This window comes from bacterium, from assembly GCA_016124905.1.
In the GTDB taxonomy this organism is placed as follows: domain Bacteria; phylum Pseudomonadota; class Alphaproteobacteria; order Rickettsiales; family RI-342; genus RI-342.
In genome coordinates, this window is the sequence record WGMV01000005.1 from 1 (window position 1) to 19,697 (window position 19,697).

Genomic DNA, 19,697 nt, shown 5'->3' on the forward strand with positions numbered 1-19,697 from the left:
AACGCCGCCGACGCCACCAACGCCGCCGACGCCGCCAACACCGCCAACGCCACCAACGCCGCCAACACCCCCAACTCCGCCGACGCCGCCGACGCCGACTACAACAACACCTCCTACGCCGCCGACGCCACCAACGCCGCCAACGCCGCCGACGCCACCAACGCCGCCGACGCCACCAACGCCGCCGACGCCGCCAACACCGCCAACGCCACCAACGCCGCCAACACCCCCAACTCCGCCGACGCCGCCGACGCCGACATGCCCGAACTGCCCGCCGCAAGATTCCTGCCCGGATGGCATGCCGAACGTGAAGATGATGTTCGTCTACGACCTTTCCACCGCCAGCAAATGGGGTGAAAAGGCAACCGGTACCCTGCCTGCCACCGCGCTTGCCAAGCTCAAAGGCATTGGCGAAACGCCGCGCAAGGTGAGGGAGATCATGGAAACCCTTGGCTATGCACGTGCCTGCATGCAGTGCGGCCTTAACCTGTTCGGCACGCTCAATGTGTGCTCCAACGGGGAATGTGGATGCAAACCCACCATCAATAAAGGCCTTGGATGGGATGGGTGCGTCTATTCGCCCACGGGATCCGTGAGCGATGACAGCACGGGCGAATGCCGTGCCTATCAGCACCGGATCTATCCGATTTTCGCCTATCTTGCAGCAGGCACCTCGCTTTATTGCGACGCGAGCCAGGCTGTGTGGGTGTATAAGGAAAAATACACGGACCAGTGTCTGCACCGTTTGCCTGCGTATAAGGGCAGGAACTGCTCTATCGGCAGCGATACATCCGCATTCTCATGGACTGCGTGTAATTCGCTGATTGATTATCCGGCGCCGGGTAATAAGAAAGTGGGTGAGATAACGGATGATATCACCGGTTACTGTCCCGTGCCGGTTGCGGTTGTACCGCCACCATCGGACTGCCCTGCCGGTTGCGGCACGGCACCGGATTGCTGCTGCCCGGGTGATGAAGCGACCCGACCCGAATGCAGTAAGGATTGCCCCATCAACAAACCCTATACGGGAACCTTCTATGTCGATGGAGTCAATACCGTCTGTTACAAGGATGCCAGTGGCGTAATGGTTCGGATTATCATGAACCCCGCAACCGGCACATGTAAGGGTGATCCTTCCATGTATGCCTGTGACAATCTTCTGGAATTGCTCACCAACCCGACCAAGGCTGCCTATTGTCTGAGGCAGGGCGTTCTTGCGACACAGTTATGTGCGGCAAGAGGGGGGGCTATTTCCTCACGCGATGCCATCAAGACCATTCGCGGCTGGTCCAGCTTTGATGACTGCTGGCAGAAAAATGATGATTACCCAGGTTGCGCCACCGCGAATCCCGAGGAATCGGTCTGCCCTCCGGCTAAAGAAGAATGATGCGAGGAGGGGTTTCAGTGAGCGTAACAATGCAATATAGTAAACCGGAGCCGGTTATGACGATACGAAACACAACCCTGACATTATGGCTGGCCACTGTAATGCTGTTGCTGTGGGGTGCAGACAGTCACGCCGGCTTTATTGCCGCACCCTATACCAAATATGTTGGTGGCCAGAATATGAGGGCCTCATGTAACGCCATGTTCTCCATGGATACATCCCCTACCAGCCGGGATGACCGTTATGATTGTCAGAAGCAAACAGGAACGGATAGTGACGGCAATCCCATCATGGAGAACGTAACAAAAGGTTGCGGTGATATTCACTATGCCCGCTGTTCCAGCAATAAATGCGATGAGGATTGGAAAGCCAATGGCTGCTACAATACCCAGCAGCTGCATGAGGTAACCTGGTATAAGGCCTGCCCGAAAGGCCGCAGCTTTCAAGACCCGGCATCCGCGCATGTGAGCGTGTTTGCCTATTATGAGGGGCATGGCGAGACCTATGAACCCGGTAAATATAACTATGACACCAAGAATGCGACCAAGCCTGCCATGCTTGTGTGCAGCCAGGTGGGACGCGTCCCGGATGATGATGGCGGTTTGCAGGTTGAGCTCACGTCCGACCTGGCCTTTTCACCTGGGGGCGAACGTGATTACTATCCGTTGATGGGATGTTCGGACCTGCCCGACGGCCGCTGGCACCCGGGCTATGGCGTGCGCGATGTGGGCAGCATGCAACCTGATTTTCCCAATCCCAAGGTGCCGAATTCCAGCGGGCCCACCCCTGTGCCGGAAAGCTGCCGGGGCGGGGTAAATTTCAGCGCGCCTGGCATTACCAAATTCGTTTGCTATCCTGAAGGATGCAACATGCAGACCCTGGAAGGCTGCGATATGCCGCAGGGCTATTATCACTTCTACGCAATCGTGCATTCGCTGCACCCGGAGATCAACGATGTAGGGCCCGGGCCGACCGTGTGCGAATATCCCGCGTTTGAAACCACCGATAACCGTTATTGCGGCGGTAACTGTAAAAATGGCGACGGCACCTGCAAGCACGACACCAATGGCGATGGCTTTGGCCAGGAAGGCTATTATACCGGCATCAACAAGGATCAGACGCCGGTCCCGGGCCAGCAGTTTTATTTCTCCGCATTCTCTGTAGGAGGCATGAAGCAGCCGACCTATGTAATCAAATCCGACGGCACGACCGAATATAATGAAGCGGCGGTGAAGGTGAACAGCTTCAACCCGAGCAATGGGCCGGCTGCGCGTATTCCGTCAGAAGTTCCCGCGGGTATGGGGGTTTGGACGGTAGAGGGAGCGGGTAATCACGTGGTCGATCTAGGGTTGACCCCTTTGCAGGTTCGCTCGATGGAATGCACCAAGCAGGCGGATGGCTACCTGCCTATCCAGAATATATCGCTTGGCCAGACCAAACGCATGAGCATGAAGCAGTTTGTGGGTGATAAAGAGCCGATTTTACCGTTGACGGAAAAACTCACGGAAATGGGAAGTTGTGATCTTGTGGAAGAAATTTCAGAAGAGCTCCCCAGCTATAACATTCTTCCGCAAGGGCAGACCAACTTTGGTATGGCGCATTCCGTGAGCACGGCGGTAAACCAACTGCTGCAAAATCGGAAGACGAATGATGTGCCTATCCTGACCGTGGCCTTATCCGAGCCGGTACGCGATTGCATTGAATCTTCCGGTAAAGCAACCACGCCGCCTGAGAAGCCCAATGAAACGCCTACCCAGTGGGAAACCGACCCCAAGCACTCGTATTTCCGCGGTTCGGAAACCAAATGGGGTTCACATGATAATGCATCTGGTACATTGGATACGGCCAGTAATCGCGACCAGCGTTTGAAAACCGTCAAATGTCTGACGGATAAATATACCGATGCTTATCCCAAGGCGCTGAAGGATGCGGCCAAGCGCGTGAAAGCCGCTGGCGGTTACGTGGTGGCGATTGCCACTTCATGCGGCAGCGACAAGTTTCTGGAAACGCTTTCGCAAATGTCTACCGGCCATATCAATCTGAAGAACTTCGCACCCGAAGGGCTTGTGCTGGACAGCGATTGCAGCGCGAGCACCATGGCCGATATCGAGAGCGGCAAAAAGCAACTGGCGCATTCCATCTACATCATGGATGTGGACAAGCAGGATACGCTTTTCTTCCAGCCCGCCATGGCCGCATTGCCGAGCAACCCGCTTTACGGCACACTGGGCGACGTGTTTGCTGAAGTGACCTGGGTGGTGGTGCGTGACCGTATCGGCCAAGAAGTTTGCTCTAACCAGGCCGAAGGCAATTGCGCCGACGTGAAGGCCGAACCGCCCACTCCGTAATCTTTCCCGTGCTTGAGCTAAGGGATGGCTTGCTCTAGAATTTTGCATGCCGTTTTGAGGCGTAGCAAGAGGATAGAACATGGCCGGAACATTCGATTGGCAGGACCCGTTCAAGCTGGATGCGCAGCTAAGCGATGAAGAGCGCATGATCCGTGATGCGGCGGAAAGCTTTGCCCAGCATGAGCTTATGCCCGGTGTGATTGAGGCCAATCGTCACGACCATTTCGACCCGGCTATCATGAAGGCCTTCGGCCAGCAGGGGTTTCTGGGCCCCATGGTACAGGGGTATGGATGCGCGGGTGTGGGGCATGTGGCGTATGGGTTGATGGCGCGCGCGGTGGAGCGAGTGGATTCCGGCTATCGCAGCGCCTTTTCCGTTCAATCCAGCCTGGTGATGCACCCGATTTACAGTTTCGGCACCGATGCACAGAAGGACAAATATCTTCCCGGCCTGGCGAAGGGTGAGCTGATTGGCTGTTTCGGATTGACCGAGCCGGATGCCGGGTCCGACCCCGGCGGTATGACCACGCGCGCCAAGAAAGTGGATGGCGGTTACCGGCTGCATGGCGCCAAAACATGGATCACCAATTCACCCATCGCGGATGTGGCGGTGGTGTGGGCCAAGGTTTATGGCGCCAAGCATGTGGAGGATGGAACCATTCGCGGGTTCATTCTGGAACGCGGCATGAAGGGGCTGGAATTTCCAAAAATCGAGGGGAAGCTGTCGCTGCGTGCCTCCATTACCGGCAGCATCATGATGGATGACGTGTTTGTGCCCGATGAGCAGGAGCTGGATGTTTCCGGCTTAAAAGGGCCGTTTTCATGCCTTAATAAAGCCCGTTTCGGCATTGCCTGGGGCGTTTGGGGGGCAGCGGAATTCTGCTATGAAGCGGCGCGTTCCTACACGCTTGAGCGCAAGATGTTCGGGCGTCCGCTGGCTGCTAACCAGCTGATTCAGAAAAAGCTGACAGACATGCTGACGGAAATTACCCTGGGCCTGCAAAGCGTGTTGCGTGTGGGGCGTATGCTGGATGAGGGAACCGGCTCACCGGATCTTATTTCACTCGTCAAACGTAACGGCTGCGGCAAGGCGCTGGATATCGCACGTGTTTCGCGCGACATGCATGGCGGCAACGGTATTGCCGATGAATATCATGTGATGCGCCATATGGTGAACCTTGAATCCGTCAATACTTATGAAGGCACGTATGACATTCATGGGTTGATTCTGGGGCGGGCCATTACCGGTATTGCGGCTTTCGGGAATTAAGCCGTGACCGTAGGCCAGCGGCATGCATGGTGGCTGTGGCGCCTGCGATGGGTGTTTCTACTGCTGGAAGCCGGTGTAATTGCGCTGGGTACGGTTGTTCTGGAGCTGCCCTTGCCGCTGGCGCCGCTTTGCTGGCTGATGCTGCTGCAATTGCTCCAGAATATCGCAACGGGTTATGCCCTGCGGATGAGAAAGGATGCAGAGCCGCATCTTCTGCTGCAGCTTTGCGCGGATATGTTTTTACTGGCGGCCATGCTGTATTTCACGGGTGGGGCGGCAAACCCTTTTGCGAGTCTGTTTGTCATTCAGGTGATGGTGGCGGCCACTATTCTACCGCTTCGGCAGGCCTGGGCTGCAGCATTGCTGAGTGTGGCGCTTTATAGTTTGCTGATGGTTTACAAGCAGGATGTCTCCTACCTTCAGCATCACCATCTGGGGCAGGCGTTTTCGCTTCATATCTACGGCATGTGGCTGAACTTCATTATTCTGGCGACGGTCGTCGCCGGGATGGTGGGGCGGATGGCGCAGGTTATCCAGCGTCAGCAGGCGGCCCTGGCGGATGCTCAGGCACAGGCTATCGCCGACGAGCAGGTGGTGATGCTGGGGGCGCTGGCAGCCGGTACGGCCCATGAGCTCGGCACGCCCGTCAACACTGCCATGTTGCTGGCGGAGCAGGCGCAGGCCCTCTCCAAATCCAGCGAAATAAAGGCCGTCATCAAGCGTATCATGCCCCAGTTGGAGAGAATTGCGGCCGTGATTCACCGGCTTGCCGGAACGGCGGGGGAATATCAATCGCAGGCCGGTGAGGTAACCATTCAGGAACTTATTGATACAGCTACAGGCCAATGGCGCTCCCTGCGGCCGCAGGCGATAATGCAGGTGCGGACCGGGGAGACGTCGCCCTGTCACATCCGGCATGACCCCATGCTGATTCAGATACTGGTGACATTTTTAAACAACGCGGCGGATGCTGATGCTACCGAGGCTCATATTGAGGTGGATGCCCAGGATGGAATGATTGAGCTTCGCGTATGCGATAACGGCAGTGGCGTGTCGCCGGATTTTATGGTGGGGCTGGGGGCCTCCACCAAACCCGAGGGGCGTGGCATTGGCCTCTGGCTGGCTAATCATTACGCCTTGCGCGCGGGTGGTAAAATAGGGCTTGTTCCAGCCGATGGCAGGGGTAGTGTGGCCAGCATATGCCTGCCAAAGACAGGAAGGATGTGAGCATGGCCTGCCGTCTCATGATTGTCGATGACGATATGGAACTGGCCGATGCGCTGGCCCAGGCCATGGGCCGCTATGGATGCGAGGGAAAGGCGGTGTATGATGGGCAGGCCGCGCTGGCGCTACAGGGACGGTGGAAGCCTACCCATGCGGTGATTGACCTCAACATGCCGGGTATTGGCGGGCTGGAACTGGTAAAGCGCCTGCATGCGCTGGACCGTGAGCTGAACATGGTGGTGCTGACAGGTTATGCCAGTGTGGCCACGGCGGTGGAAGCCATCAAGCTGGGGGCTAGGCATTATTTACAAAAACCCGCCAAATCCCAACAGATATGGGATGCGTTTCAGCGTATCGAGGGTGACAGCAGCGTTATGGTGGACGACGCCATTCCATTGCTGAAGGCGGAACAGGCTATGATTGAGCAGGCATTGCTTCGCAACCAGTTCAATATTTCCGCCACCGCGAGGGAATTGAGAATGCACCGGCGCACATTGCAGCGAAAACTGATGAAAATGCCCCACTGGCAAGGAATTGAACATGCCCGCCAAACGTTATCGGCTTAATCTCGCCTTACAGGGTGGTGGCGCACACGGCGCCTTTACCTGGGGTGTGCTGGATCGTCTTCTGGACGAAGAGGATATCGATATTGTCGGCATCAGCGGAACCAGCGCCGGTGCAATGAATGGCGCCATGCTGATTAATGGCTACATGAAAAACGGGCGGGAGGGTGCAAAGGAGCTGCTCGATAAATTCTGGCGTGAGATCAGCGAAGCCGGGGCATTTGCGCCTTGGCAGCCGCCCGGCTTGAAACCTTTCTGGCAAGGCTGGAATATCGACCAGACGGCGGCTTATAACTGGTATGACATCATCAGCCGCACCTGGTCCCCTTATCAGCTGAATCCTTTTAATATTAATCCATTGAAGGATGTGCTGGAGCGCTGCCTTGATCGGGAGCTGCTGCATTCGTGCAGCTCCATCCGGCTGTTTGTGGCGGCCACGGCCGTGCGGACGGGAAGGGCAAGGATTTTTGAGTGCGATGAGATAACCGTGGACGCCCTGTTGGCATCTGCCTGTATTCCCTTCATTTTTCAGGCGATTGAAATTGACGGGCAACCCTATTGGGATGGCGGTTATATGGGTAACCCCGCCATATGGCCACTGCTGTACCGCACCGATTGCGAGGATGTGATGCTGGTGCAGATCAACCCGCTGTACCGGGAAGAATTACCGGATACGGCCGCAGAGATTATCAACCGGCTTAATGAAATCAATTTCAATTCCAGCCTTATTGCGGAGATGCGGGCCGTTTCCTTCGTGTCTCGCCTGGTGAAGGAGCATAAGCTGGACCATACGCAATATAAGGATGTGAAAATGCATATGGTGGAAGGCTGCCATGCGATGGACCAGCTCAATGCATCCAGCAAAATGAACGTGAGCTGGGATTTCTTTCAGAAGTTAAAAACCATCGGCCATCGTGCCATGGGGGAATGGCTAAAAACGCATAAGGAAATGATCGGTAAGGAATCCAGCGTCAATATCAACGATGTGTTTTTGTATGACAGTACGGATGACAAGAAGCGGCATGTGCATGCTTCTTCCGGAAAATAACCTGGGCTAAACCGTATAGGATAGATGGCGCCAGATGTCCGACCGGGCTGTTTCCTGCGTATGAGGTTTGGCAGAGTTCTTTTTAGCGGGTCTGCGCGTTTCCGTCTGCTTGAGCGCGTCCATCCAGGATTCCCAGGAATGTTCGTGATAGATTATTACATCCGCGCCTTGTTGCGCAAAGGTAGCGGCAATCTCACCTTCCGGCAGCAACAGCGGGATTTTTTGACCTGCGGCCATCCAGGCTATGGGTATATCCGACAAGGTGGGAGCAGGCATCCAGATATAGGATGCATTCACCAGCATATGTTCTGCCATGTTGTGCGGTAGTATTTCCGGCATGGTATCGTTTGTACCGATGCTGGATTTTTCCATGTGGCGGATGGAGATTTTCCAATCCTGCGAGGTTTGCAGTTTCAGCCAGGATATAGGTCCATCCTGACGAAGCAGGTGTTTTTCATTGACAATAAGATCCGGTTTGGAGGCCGTTTCAAGCTCCTTATTGACGGAGTGTTCGTTGCTCTCTTTGCCGTTCTCCTCTTTTGACACTTGATTGACTGGGCGACTGACTAGCCGGTTGGGCGGAGAAGAGGTGTAGCGGTCATGTGGCAGCAGCAGCCATGGATGACCTTGGTCGTGGTTCCATGAGGGCATGCCCAAAGAGATATCCATGCCCTGCCGCAGGGGCGTGACGTATGATTTTTTGTGGTCAAACGCAAAATGTTCCCAAGCGTCGTTCAGGCATGAAGCCGCGCCAGACGCCATCGCGGTTGCATAGCCTAATGTATGATGGGGAGTTGTGGAGCCAGGGCAGTAATCAATAGGGCTGTCCACATGCAGCACGAATGGTTTTACTGGCGCAATGGGAAAGCTCGTATCAAGCCCCTGGGCCAGAATGTAAAGCATGTTGCAGTCTTCAAAACAGCTGATGCTGTCATTGGCCATGATGTGATTGCCCGGCTGCAGATTTTTGCCGACCCGGGTAAAACACATGCTGTTTACAAGCGCGTCGTTGGAGATGGTTTCCCACTTGAATGGCCGCACCTGCCAACCGGCTGACCGCAGCCATTCCGTATCATAGTTATTGATATGGTTGGACTCGATACCAATAACGACATCACAGGCGACCTGCTGTGCTTGCATGCCTTGTTTTATGCCGGTGGCCAGCGCGTCGATATAGGCATGTGCATACCATCCGGCTTTTCCGGATACCAGCAAGGCTATGCGCATGCGCTGCGTACGGGATGGAGGAACTGGGATAGGGGCGATGCGCTGTTGAAACTGCTCTTTCCATGCTTTCAGGTTCTCATCCCACGAGAAGTAATCAACCCATTCGCGCTGGGATTCAACCACCTCCTGAATAAACGACTCGTCGCCTTTCATGATGCGTTTGATTTTTTTGCGGGCTTCCGCGTAGGTTTTTGCACTGCCCGGGGAATCCTTGCCGCCGAGATAGGAGATCATGCCGCTGGCCATGAAGATAACGGGCATGCCGTAGCAGGCAGCCTCTACCGGGTGGAAATGGATGTGGCGCGGTAGTTCGTTGTGATAAAACATCGCCGCGCAGCCCTTGAGGTATTTATCATACATGCCCGCGGGCAGCAGGCCCGTTACCTCGGGGTCGTTTTCCACCGGCACAAACTGGTTGCCCGCGATAATTTTGGGAATGCCTTTGAAATATTTACGCGACATGTGGTAGGCGCGAACGCTCTGGTGATCGTCCGCCAGGATGTCGGGCAATACCATAAGCATTTTTTCGTATTTCCGCTGGTAGCAGCCACGTTCGGCATAGAAATGTTTGGGAATGCCCGTCGGCAATGTTACGGCACGCTGAATGAAGAAATCAGGTTCCGCACTCACCAGGTTGGGATAGGCCTGCGCGAACCAGATACGGTCATGAATGCCGCTGATACGGCTCATGAAACCGGGGCCGATGACTTCATCAAAGAAGCGCCAGATGGTGTAATCATCCCGCGTGGGGCCATATGAACGCAGTAATATTTTGCCACGGAAATGGTTGATGAATTCTTCGGATATCCAAGAATAGCAGCCGATGATGGCCGTACCGAAATATTCATTCAAAATGGCATGGACAGAAAGAGGCCAGTCGTTTTGATAAAAATCCTGGCTGTTCAGGATGGCCAGGTCTTCTGCCGGAATGGAAAGGGAGTTGTCGTAGCTGTAATCCACCGAGGCCGAGCGGATCATGCGGGGTACGTATTTGGGTGTAAAAACCTCATAGCCGAAATGACGGAGCAACTCGCATTCCACCATGCGGGCGGTGGTGTGGTTGTTCAGCCAGATAACGCGTTTGGCCCGCATGTCCTGTTTGGCGGCCGGGGCGGTGTGCTTGAGGTTATTTCGCATGGTTTTCCATTCGGCTCAGTGCTTCGGCGATAAAGGCATCGGCATGGTTGGAGGGAATAATTTCCTCATTTTCTTCCAGGATGATGACTTTTGCATTGAAAATATCATCGTAATCATGCCCGTGCTCCTGCGGCAACTGGCTTACCTGTTGCCCAGGATAGGTTATTTTGGCAAGTTTGTAGTAGGAATAATGGTAAATAACCGGGAATATTTCCAGCCTGTCCAGCAGTTGAATGGGTTGAATGACAAAGCTGCCGCCGATGAAGGCCACAGGGATGCGAACCGTTTTCGGTTTATCCGTCACAACCAGGTCGGCAACCGTGTAGTGATAATCCGGCCATAGAAGGTTCAGAAGGTTCAGAATATCAACATCATTGCCTTTGGCATCTTGTGAAGGGTTGATTTTATACTGAATCGGCGCAATCGGCTTTTTCATTAACCTGCCGATTTCCTCCAACATGGCATTGGTGGCGATGACCGTGCCTTCCTGATTGTAATGGATGCCGCCTTTTGGAAAGAGGGGGGTGACGCTTTCGCCTTTTTCGCGGAGGATGCGTTCGCTGTTATCGACCAGGTTCAGCCCGGCGATTTTGGCGGATTTTATTCCGGCGTAATAGGCCGGGCGGGTCTGGCCTTCCACGCAGCCATATTCATCGGGAATATATTCCGGAAAGTAAGCCGCTTTGGAAGGGCTGACGACGTAGATGAAATATTTCCCGCGCGATTTCAACCAGTCCTGTATCCGTTTGAGCTGAACGTTGCGCTTGTTGAGGGCTTCCAGATCGGGTTGAATGCGGCGCGTGTTGCAGTAACTGATAAGGTAACTGGCTGTGTATAGGTAACCATCCTTTCCGATGGCGATGGGGTTATCGCCCCCCATCGCGGAATGGTTCAGCAGGCTGTAATACACTTGATTGGTGGCGCGGACCATCAGCCCGCTTAGGGGGAGTCTTCGGGGTAACCAGGCCTCAAAAGAACGCTGGAAACTGCCGTTGAGAAAATTCTTTTTGTTAAACGGAAGAAGCTGTTTTTTGGCGTATTGCCCATGCAGCGGCGGGTTCAGGTCGGTATTGGCTGCATTCTCATACAGTTTTACAAGCCCGCCTATGGGCCAGGCAAGCAACAGCCATCCCGCGATAAGCAAGATTGGCAGGCGCTGCAGGGCGGTGTGCTTGTTGCGTCGCATGGGCTAGAACCGGAAATACAGGAAAGGAATGGAGGTGGCGGTGACCGCTTTGCCGATGGCAATGAAACCAAGCACGCATAACAGCCACGGCGCAATGGAGCGAAGGAAGGCCAGATAGCGGCGGTTGCGTTTCATCCTCCAATATGCCGGGAATGCCGGGACGAACGCCATGGCAAGGCTGATCACCAGAGCGGACCATATGTAAGCGCCCATGACCAGCGGCGCGCTGGGGCTGGAGAAGGTGAACATGCGGCCGATCATCATGCCTGCCTGATCGATGGTTTGCGCGCGAAAGAGCGCCCAGCCGATGCAGATGAACAGGAAGGTGATGGCGATGTTCACGAAGGATGGAAATTTCTGGCTGATACGAACCCAGCCCAGTTTATCCAGCACCAGGAAAAGACCGTGGAAGATACCCCATGCGAGGAAGGTCCAGTTGGCGCCATGCCAGAGGCCGGAAAGCGTGAAGCATATGCAGAGATTGGCATACATGCGCGTATCGCCATGGCGGTTACCGCCAAGCGGGATGTAGAGATATTCGCGTATCCAGGTGGAGAGTGAGATGTGCCAGCGGCGCCAGAATTCGGTGAAATTTCGGGAAATATAAGGATAGTTGAAGTTTTCCCGCAGGCGAAAACCATACATGCGCGCAAGACCGATGGCCATGTCGGAATAGGAGGAGAAATCCAGGTAAATCTGCAACGCAAACCCGACCACGGCCAGCCAGGCAAGGCTTGCACCCACATGGTCGGCGGGCATGGCGAATATCTGATCGACCATTCCGGCAAGCGCATCCGCCAGGAGGAGTTTTTTGATGAGGCCGAGGGTGAAGCGTTTAAAGCCGGTCACTACGTCCTGCGTGCGGCTGCCACCACGCGGGGCGTGCAGCTGCGGTTCGATTTCATGATATTTGATGATGGGACCGGCCAGGAGTTTTGGGAAGAGCAGTACGTAGGTTAGGTAAAGGTGAAAGCGCGTTTCCGGCAGGCTTTTGCCGCGATAGACATCCACCAGGTAGGTGATTTTTTCGAACACGATGAAGGAAATGGCGATGGGCAGGGCGATGTGAAAAGCCGGTATGCGCCAGTCATTCCCCACCAATTGCAGCAGGCGGTTGAAGCCGTCTGAAAAAAAGAGCAGGTATTTGTAATAGAGCAGGAGCGCGACATTGCTGAGAATACCCAACCCAACCAGCCGACGGGCGGTCTGCGTCCGTTTTTCCATCAATGCCCGGTGCATGCGGGCGGTGACCCAGAAATCCAGGTAGGAGGAAGCCAGAGCCACCCAGAAAAACCGGGGTTCAGACCATAAATAAAAGAGAATGCTGGCGCCGAGCAGCCCGAATAAGCGCCAGCGGCCGTTCGGCAGCCACACCATGAGCATGGCGATGGGCAAAAAAATGAATAAAAATAACGGAGAGCTAAATAGCACGTCCACCCCTCTTCGAATGCCTGTACTTAAGGCGAATATGACCAGTGTGGCAAGCGATAGGAGGGGATTATTCTTCCGGGCAATCGGAAGGATGGACAAAAGGCAGTAGATTAGATAATGATAATCATTATCAATAAGGATGGCGCCAATGTTGTGGGAATCGCTGGAAACTGAGGATGATTGGGGGAGGCCCTGCGTGTTGCTGGCTTCAGGGCTTGAGGAAAACTGCCATATAAAGGCTATGATTGGTCATGAAGGCATTCCCTGGTGGGCGGAATTCCAGGAAAAAGATGGTAAGCCATTCGCCACGCTGCACCGTGTGCCGGGGCCTGTGGCGTTGGTGGATGGGACGGCTGACGCCTGCTGCTGCATGATGAGCCGCATGCCGCTGAATGCCTGGCTTTGCCTGCCGATGCTAAAGGCAACGATGGCGCTGCGCCTGGAGGGAAGGTCATTGAGTTTTGAATGGCAAGGGCAGCGGGTTGCCTTGCCTATCCCGGAAGGGGAGAAGGCCTGTTCGGCGCTTCATTTATGGTTTGAACGGCTTAAAAGCCTGTCGTAAGTGAGGGATTCACCCCCGCCGGAACCATTGTTCCAGAAAGGGCTTGTCAAGCCGCCCCTTCATGCTAAATAAGGCGCCTTGCGTTTTGGGCGGCCAGATAGCTCAGCTGGTAGAGCAGAGGATTGAAAATCCTCGTGTCGGGGGTTCGATTCCCTCTCTGGCCACCATAGCCGCCATGTGGCTGAGTAGCTCAGCGGTAGAGCAGGGGAATCATAATCCCTTGGTCGGGGGTTCAAATCCCTCCTCAGCCACCATTTTCTTTTTATTCCCATCATTCATGGCTGAATTGCCTGCCCATTCGGCCGCGCGTGCGTTACTCGCCTAGCGACGTGGCGGCATCTGGCATGCCGGTAATTCGTCGGGCTTGTCGCTCTTGTTCGGCACGGGGTTGAACATCAGCGCGATCTGGTCGATCGGCACGCAGCGCGCACGGCATGGAACGCCGAAACTGCCTTGCAGCTGGTAGCAGTTTTTCGCATCGTATTGCTGGCAGGAATTGCGCTTCCAGTTGCTGGAGACAATATCCACGCAGCGTTTGGTGCGATCTATGCCCACCACGACGCCAGATTGGCCGCGGTAATAGGAATCCGACACGATAACGGCAATGGTCTGGTTGACTACGATGTTATCGAACGCGGAATCATTCACATCATAGGCGCCCCAGGTGGAGCCGGTTTTGGGGGCGAGCCAGACAACGCGATCGGTTGTGTCGCCGGTGGTGCCGCAATAGCTTTGCCCGAGCATCCAGCAGCTGCTGCCGGTGAGATCGCTGATCCATTCAATGGGGGTTTTTTCCAGCAGGTAACGCATGCGGGTGAGGTTGGCGCCTGTTGGCGTGCCACCGAAGAAGCCCAGTTTGTAATAGAGATAGTCGGCCACGAAATCATTGCTGTAGCCCACGTTACGGTAGGCGGGGTTGCTGCGGTCCGGCGTGTAGAACGGGTTTTTGGTATCGGAGATCAGGCGCTCGTATCCGCTCGCGTCACAGCGCTGGATATCGGGCAGACGCCAGAAGCAATAGGGCGGGTCGTTACAGACATCCGGGTTGGGCGAACTGCAAACCGGCGGGGGCAGAGGCGATGAATCAATCGGGTTGGATGCAGTGGGGATGGATGTGGGGATGGTGCCGCTGAGGATATCCTCCACCGTGTAGCTCGTGCTTGTGTCGTTCTGGTAGTTAAACGAACAACTGGTGCCGATGTTGGGCCAGACGCTGGATAGCGGATCATGTTTGGTATCCTGCGGGCACTGATCTTCCGGCGGGGTGCTGGTATCGCCGCCCGCACCGCCGGCGGAGCCGCTGCCACCGCCACCGCCGCAACCGGTCGTGCCCGCGCCGGCGGTGCCCACGCTCGGCTGGCCAAGGTTGATGCCCGTTTCATAAGACGTACCGGAGTTGCAAGGATTGATCTCGATGCTGCCATCGTAAGCGAATTTACGCTTTGGATCGTACAGCTTGCGATTACCCGTAACGGTTGCTTCGGACTCAATCATGGTGGCGCCAATGGAGTTGATGCGCGATGTCTTGCTGTTCGGCAGCAGGGTGGAGCTGATGCCCGGGGCGTTTAGACGAATGTCGCGCCAGCGAATAGGCGGATCGCAGCCCTGTTCCATATCCACTTCAAAACAGGCTTTTTCGCCCTGGCACTTCAGGGCCCAATCGAAATTCTGCTGGCTCTCAATGTAGGTTTTGGCGGTGTAATCCCAGCATTTATCTGGTGCTATGCCTGCATTGCGTGAGGGAGTATCGTGCGAAACCAGCCTGCCAGGGAATGCGCCGCCCGGTTCTTCCGGCCTGCGGACGTCAAGCCGCGGGTCGTACACTTTCACGGCCGTCCAGAGCTCTTCTTTGCAGCGACTCAAGGCCGGGTCAGCGCAGGTCATATCCGGGTTGAACTCCAGAATATCCGGCGGCGGCACCCAGCCTTCGTTATTGCTGGCAAAGCTTATATCCAGGTTTTTATAGATGGTGCGGCGGGTCGGCATGTTCCAGCGATCCGTATTGCCGCACATATCCGGGAATTTTCCGAAATTCTGCTCGGATACGATGACATATTCGTTTTCGATATTATAGCAGTCGCTCACATCCGCACTGGTCGCGCCCTGGAAGCGGTAATAGGCGTTGGGATCCGCCTCGTTTAGGCTGATTTCCGCTGTGGTGATGGTCTTATCGTTGATGCATTGCGCAATGGTGTGGGCAAACTCCACATAGGCTACATGCGGCAGGCGCTTCAGACGATAATATTTGGCTTTCTCGTAGGGGCCGCCCGAAGCACTGTCCGGCGGGAACAGTTTTTTCTGAATCACATCGACATCGTAGACGAGGATGTCGCCGGCAATGGCATTGCTGATGCCGCCTGTCGGCTTAACATTGTAGGGGCTGGAGTTTTCCGTCACCAGTGCCTTTTCCACCACCCCATACAGGCCGCCTGCATAGGGGAAGCGACGGTTCTCCGTGCCGAGTGGCCCACGAGTGGAAAGCGGGGTTTCCGGATCGGACACATAGCCGCGCCAGCTGAGCGGCCAGTGTTTAGATGTGTTGATGGAGACGTTGCGTTCCGGGCTGCTGTTGCGTTCGGTGCCCATGAAACCGGCGCGGTCCAGTACATATTGCTCGGCAGAGCCTTGCTTGAAGGTCTTTTCATAATTGCAGAGGCAATGGAGGCCGAAATTGGTCCAGCAGCGCATCTGATACAGTTTCAATTCCTCCCAGCCGCCATAGTTGCACTGCTGGCCCATGGGCGAGCCGAGCGATACCAGAGAGTCGCGGCAGCCTTCGCAATGCGGCTGGCCTTCCTCCCACCAGTTCATGTAGGGCTGTACGCCCAGTTCGCCTACGCCATCCTTGGGAGAGAGCTGGTTTATATTGATTGGGAAGCTGTAATAAAAGCCGGGTGAGAATTTATGAATGTCATAGAAATTATCACCAAAGCGGAAGGCCACCTTGTCGAGATAGGTGTTCATGCCGGTGGCTTCGTTCAGGTTGGTGCCTTTGCCATACCACATGGCACGCATGTATTTGTATGGCAGCATGAGGTTGTGAAGCGGCCAGCCTTGGGTGCTGTCGATCTGGTGCGGATAGCCTGAACGCTGGCGGATATCGTATTTGCGGTTGCCCTTGATGTTGTTGGGGTCATTAAACTGCAAGGGCTTGTAATTATCGCGATCCAGCCGGAAGAGAAGGGCGTTGCTGGGAAGCACCGGCTGGCGGAGAATGCCGCAGCATTGCGGGAAATTGGTGCATTCACTGCAGCCGGGCTGCATGACTTTGTACATCCGGCCGTGGGCCAGGTAGGTGTTGCCTGCGCTATCCTGGTCGTTCATGCAGCATTCACCGCTGGGAAGACCGCTTCCGTCCGAGGTGGGGCAATTGGAGTGCGGGCGTGTTACGGCGGGGGTGGTTTCCTCTTCTTCCGTTTCCGTTGTGGTGGTGGTGCTGCCATTGGCTGCGCCCACCTGACCCAGCGTGCGTTTAAATGTATAGGATTGTTCGATCATTATAGGCCCTCTACCGCCGCCGGATGTGCTGCCGGATGTGCTGGTGGTAGTTGATGTGCTGGTTGTTGCCGTGGTACCGGACGTAGACGTGGTCGTGCCTGTGGTGGTGCCGCTGCCGAGCGGGGATGTATCCGAGCCGGGGCATACATTCGCGGGAGGATCAAGGTAGCAGCTTGGCGGGCTTGGAATGCAATAGACGCACCAGTCAAACGAACGTTTGCGCGTGCCCCATTGGCAATCCGTCACCGCGCCGCCATCGGCGGTGACGATGGTGTCGCAGGTTCCATTTTCTTTCGGTTGCGGGCAGAGATCGTCGTTCACCACGGGAATGTCGGGGCCGTTGCCGCCGTAGCATTGAATGCTATCATCCTTGCAGAAGGTCTGGCCCGGGGTGTAGCCATCGCGCACAAAGGGCGGATAGGGCGCCAGTTTCTGCCGTGGGTCAAAGGGGTGTTCCGAATTGAAGATGCGCAGCACATCGTCAAAATTATTGCCAGCATCCACACGGCATTCCGTGTCTTTTTTGCTTTGCATTTTGTAGCATGCATCCACGCCAAGCTGGGCAATGCGCGGCATGATGGCATTGGGATGATCGGTTTGAATCGATGTAAAGGTTTCCCAGTCGCTTCGGGCTTCAATATGGAAATCGGCCAGGGCTTCGAGCGAGCGCTTGTTCAGGCGGGGTTTCTTGGTCGGCATGGGATAGATCTGTCCGACACCCTCCTGCGGTTTTACCCGTCCTTCGGATGCGCCCTGGGTGACCATGTTGAGGTATTGGGAGTTGTTGTAATCCAGCACAAAGCGGTCGCAGGCTTCCAGGCTGCGATACTGGGCTTCGATGGATTTCAGGACGGGGGCGATGTCGCCCTGGAATCTTGCCCTGAGCGCCTTGACCGCCTCGTTGAATCTACTTGGGGTGAATGATCCCCCTCCGTCACCTGCGGCGCTGCATTGCAGGGCTTCGGCGCCGAGGATGTCTCCCGCCACGGTATCGTAGATCTGTTCGGCGCTGAAGAGCATGACGATGCCGGTAAGGGTCATCATCACATATCCCCAGGAGATGCGCGCATACATGGCCAGCAGCGCCACCGCAATAACGCCAGCGGTAGCAATGGGGCCGGCAATGTCGGTTTTGGTGATGTCGACGATTTTGCAGAAAAGCTCGGAGAAATTCTGCGCCACAAACCCGCCGCTGCCGCTATCCGCCACAACGGCATTGACGTTGAAGCCCGCGAGCATTTGCTGAATGGCGTCGCGCAGGGTCTCCCGCTTCAGGTTGAGTTCCTGCTGAAGGGCCATGAGGTTGGTGCGGGTCTCCTCCATGTCCTTGTAGCAGGCGGGGAGGTAGTAATAGAAAACAGTCGTTTCCTCGAAATTGGTGCGATCGAAGAGATCATACGGTGCGGTGCGCAGCGTCGTATGCATCGGGTAGCACTGGCGGAAAGGAGACCAGAAGAAAATGCGCGACCCGGCAATGCCCGGGTCGTTACCGCTCATGGCGGTGTAACCGCCGCGGCAGAAGCTGGGAGCCATCGGCTCCACCCAGGAATTGGTATGGCAGCTGATAGGGGGGGGATCATTTTCTGGACCTGCAAGACAGTTGGGTGGTGGAGAGCCGGTGGCGCAGCTTTGACAGTCACTTGGGTCGCCATCCAATGCACAGGCGGGTATTGGGCATTTGCCACTGCCTGGTGTCCAGTCTTTGGATATGGCGTCACTTTTTACGGCTGCAGCAATCGTATCCATTTCGGGACTGCGGCATGAAGATGTATTGGGATCTGTCCCATTAAAACCATCTGTCGCCACAAGATTGGCGAATGACTGAAAATCTGCTGCGGACTGAAAACCCCAGCGAGAAGCAAGAGCGTCATAGGCTTCCGGGCATCGCTCCATTCCACACGCTACTGCACCTCCATTCATCAACGCACGCGACACGCCCAAGCATAAACCCGGCGAATTTGCAAAATTTGCACTATCCATGTCGCAGCCAATGGTTGCGAGGCTGCCTAAGTTGGCTTTCTTATCGCAACCGCAATCTCTAGCTAAGCGGTTAGCATTCCATTCCAATGCATGTTGTAGGGCACCACAAGCGCCGCCAATGCCGTTTGCATAAGAAAATTTGCCATCCGTGTTTATCCCCATGGCTTGGAGATACTGTAGGATTGAATCAGGGTTAGAGCCGAACTGCCGCCACTGGTTAATGGCGTCACAGCAATTTCCTCCGCTGCCTGTGCAGCCTGTCAATTGGCCAAGAGGCTTAGCATTTAGACGACAATTGTTCCAACTGCTGCAGGAATTATCATCGCGGAATGGAAAGCTGCTGACTACGGCCGCCGAACAATCGCCCACGGCGGAACTTCCACCAATGCACATGACGACAACAGAGCTGCCCTGTGCATCTGAAATTTGCACAATGGTGCCTGGGTCAAACCGCCCAGTGCATGAACATTCATAAGTATTAGCGTTGTTGTACCAATAGCCGCCTGCGGCGCCACTGCCTTGGTTAGGATTGCAACTGCCTGCGGTGTTGGTTTCGCCAATGTAGTTCATCCAGAACGCACGATCCGAGGCGTCTTTCGGCGGAGAAAGAGCAGGGGCATTGGATGAATTGTAGTTGCAGCCTGCAACCCCGCCATTTCCGGCGGCATGGGCAGACATTGGGACGAGCAGGCATACCAGCGTCACGGCAAGCCATGCGCACAGGCGAGACAGGTATCGGTGCTGGTCCCTCTTCATTACCCTGCATCATAACGGCTGTTTGTTACAAAACAATCGCTCTTCGCTGACAAAACAAAGGCCGCCTTCGATTAAAAAGG

The 19,697-nt window shown here is 55.4% G+C and carries 10 protein-coding genes, 2 tRNA genes and 1 pseudogene; 9 read left to right on the top strand and 4 right to left on the bottom strand.

Annotated elements, in window-relative coordinates; translation table 11 throughout:
* The 6 genes and pseudogenes from GC177_01115 (at position 1) to GC177_01140 (ending at position 7,840) form a co-directional block, all read left to right on the top strand.
* Positions 1–211 (top strand): annotated as a pseudogene (locus GC177_01115) (isocitrate dehydrogenase (NADP(+))).
* A 1,232-nt stretch (positions 212–1,443) separates the two neighbouring features.
* Complete coding sequence (locus GC177_01120) at positions 1,444–3,735, top strand: hypothetical protein (GenBank protein ID MBI1274556.1); 2,292 nt, start codon at positions 1,444–1,446, stop codon at positions 3,733–3,735.
* A 79-nt stretch (positions 3,736–3,814) separates the two neighbouring features.
* Entirely contained in the window at positions 3,815–5,005 is a 1,191-nt protein-coding gene (locus tag GC177_01125) for an acyl-CoA dehydrogenase (protein ID MBI1274557.1), read from the top strand.
* Positions 5,006–5,008: 3 nt separating this feature from the next.
* Positions 5,009–6,232, top strand: coding sequence for a hypothetical protein (locus GC177_01130; protein MBI1274558.1), 1,224 nt, complete (start codon positions 5,009–5,011; stop codon positions 6,230–6,232).
* Positions 6,205–6,795 carry a response regulator gene (locus GC177_01135; protein MBI1274559.1) on the top strand — a complete coding sequence of 197 codons (591 nt, stop codon included), beginning with the start codon at positions 6,205–6,207 and terminating at the stop codon, positions 6,793–6,795. The genes GC177_01130 and GC177_01135 overlap by 28 nt, the downstream gene beginning before the upstream one ends.
* Positions 6,770–7,840, top strand: coding sequence for a patatin-like phospholipase family protein (locus GC177_01140; protein ID MBI1274560.1), 1,071 nt, complete (start codon positions 6,770–6,772; stop codon positions 7,838–7,840). Before GC177_01135 ends, GC177_01140 begins: the two co-directional genes overlap by 26 nt.
* Positions 7,841–7,846: 6 nt before the next feature.
* Here the strand turns inward: GC177_01140 and GC177_01145 are convergent, their stop codons facing one another.
* From GC177_01145 to GC177_01155, 3 genes are read right to left on the bottom strand one after another with little or no spacing between them, the layout of a single operon-like run.
* On the bottom strand, positions 7,847–10,204 hold the full coding sequence (locus tag GC177_01145; GenBank protein MBI1274561.1) for a hypothetical protein: 2,358 nt from the start codon (positions 10,202–10,204) through the stop codon (positions 7,847–7,849).
* Entirely contained in the window at positions 10,194–11,390 is a 1,197-nt protein-coding gene (locus GC177_01150) for a hypothetical protein (GenBank protein MBI1274562.1), read from the bottom strand. The genes GC177_01145 and GC177_01150 overlap by 11 nt, the downstream gene beginning before the upstream one ends.
* 3 nt (positions 11,391–11,393) lie before the next feature.
* Positions 11,394–12,821 (bottom strand): MBOAT family protein, encoded by a 1,428-nt coding sequence (locus GC177_01155; GenBank protein ID MBI1274563.1) that lies wholly within the window; start codon positions 12,819–12,821, stop codon positions 11,394–11,396.
* 196 nt (positions 12,822–13,017) lie between these two features.
* Here GC177_01155 and GC177_01160 point away from each other — a divergent pair, with 196 nt between their 5' ends.
* The 3 genes from GC177_01160 (at position 13,018) to GC177_01170 (ending at position 13,637) form a co-directional block, all read left to right on the top strand.
* A complete protein-coding gene (locus tag GC177_01160; protein MBI1274564.1) occupies positions 13,018–13,383 on the top strand; it encodes a hypothetical protein in 366 nt (121 codons plus the stop codon).
* A gap of 91 nt (positions 13,384–13,474) precedes the next feature.
* A tRNA-Phe gene (locus GC177_01165) sits at positions 13,475–13,550 on the top strand.
* A 12-nt stretch (positions 13,551–13,562) separates the two neighbouring features.
* Positions 13,563–13,637, top strand: a tRNA-Met gene (locus GC177_01170).
* A 67-nt stretch (positions 13,638–13,704) separates the two neighbouring features.
* Here GC177_01170 and GC177_01175 read toward each other — a convergent pair.
* On the bottom strand, positions 13,705–19,617 hold the full coding sequence (locus tag GC177_01175) for a hypothetical protein (GenBank protein ID MBI1274565.1): 5,913 nt from the start codon (positions 19,615–19,617) through the stop codon (positions 13,705–13,707).
* Between the last annotated feature and the right edge of the window lie 80 nt (positions 19,618–19,697).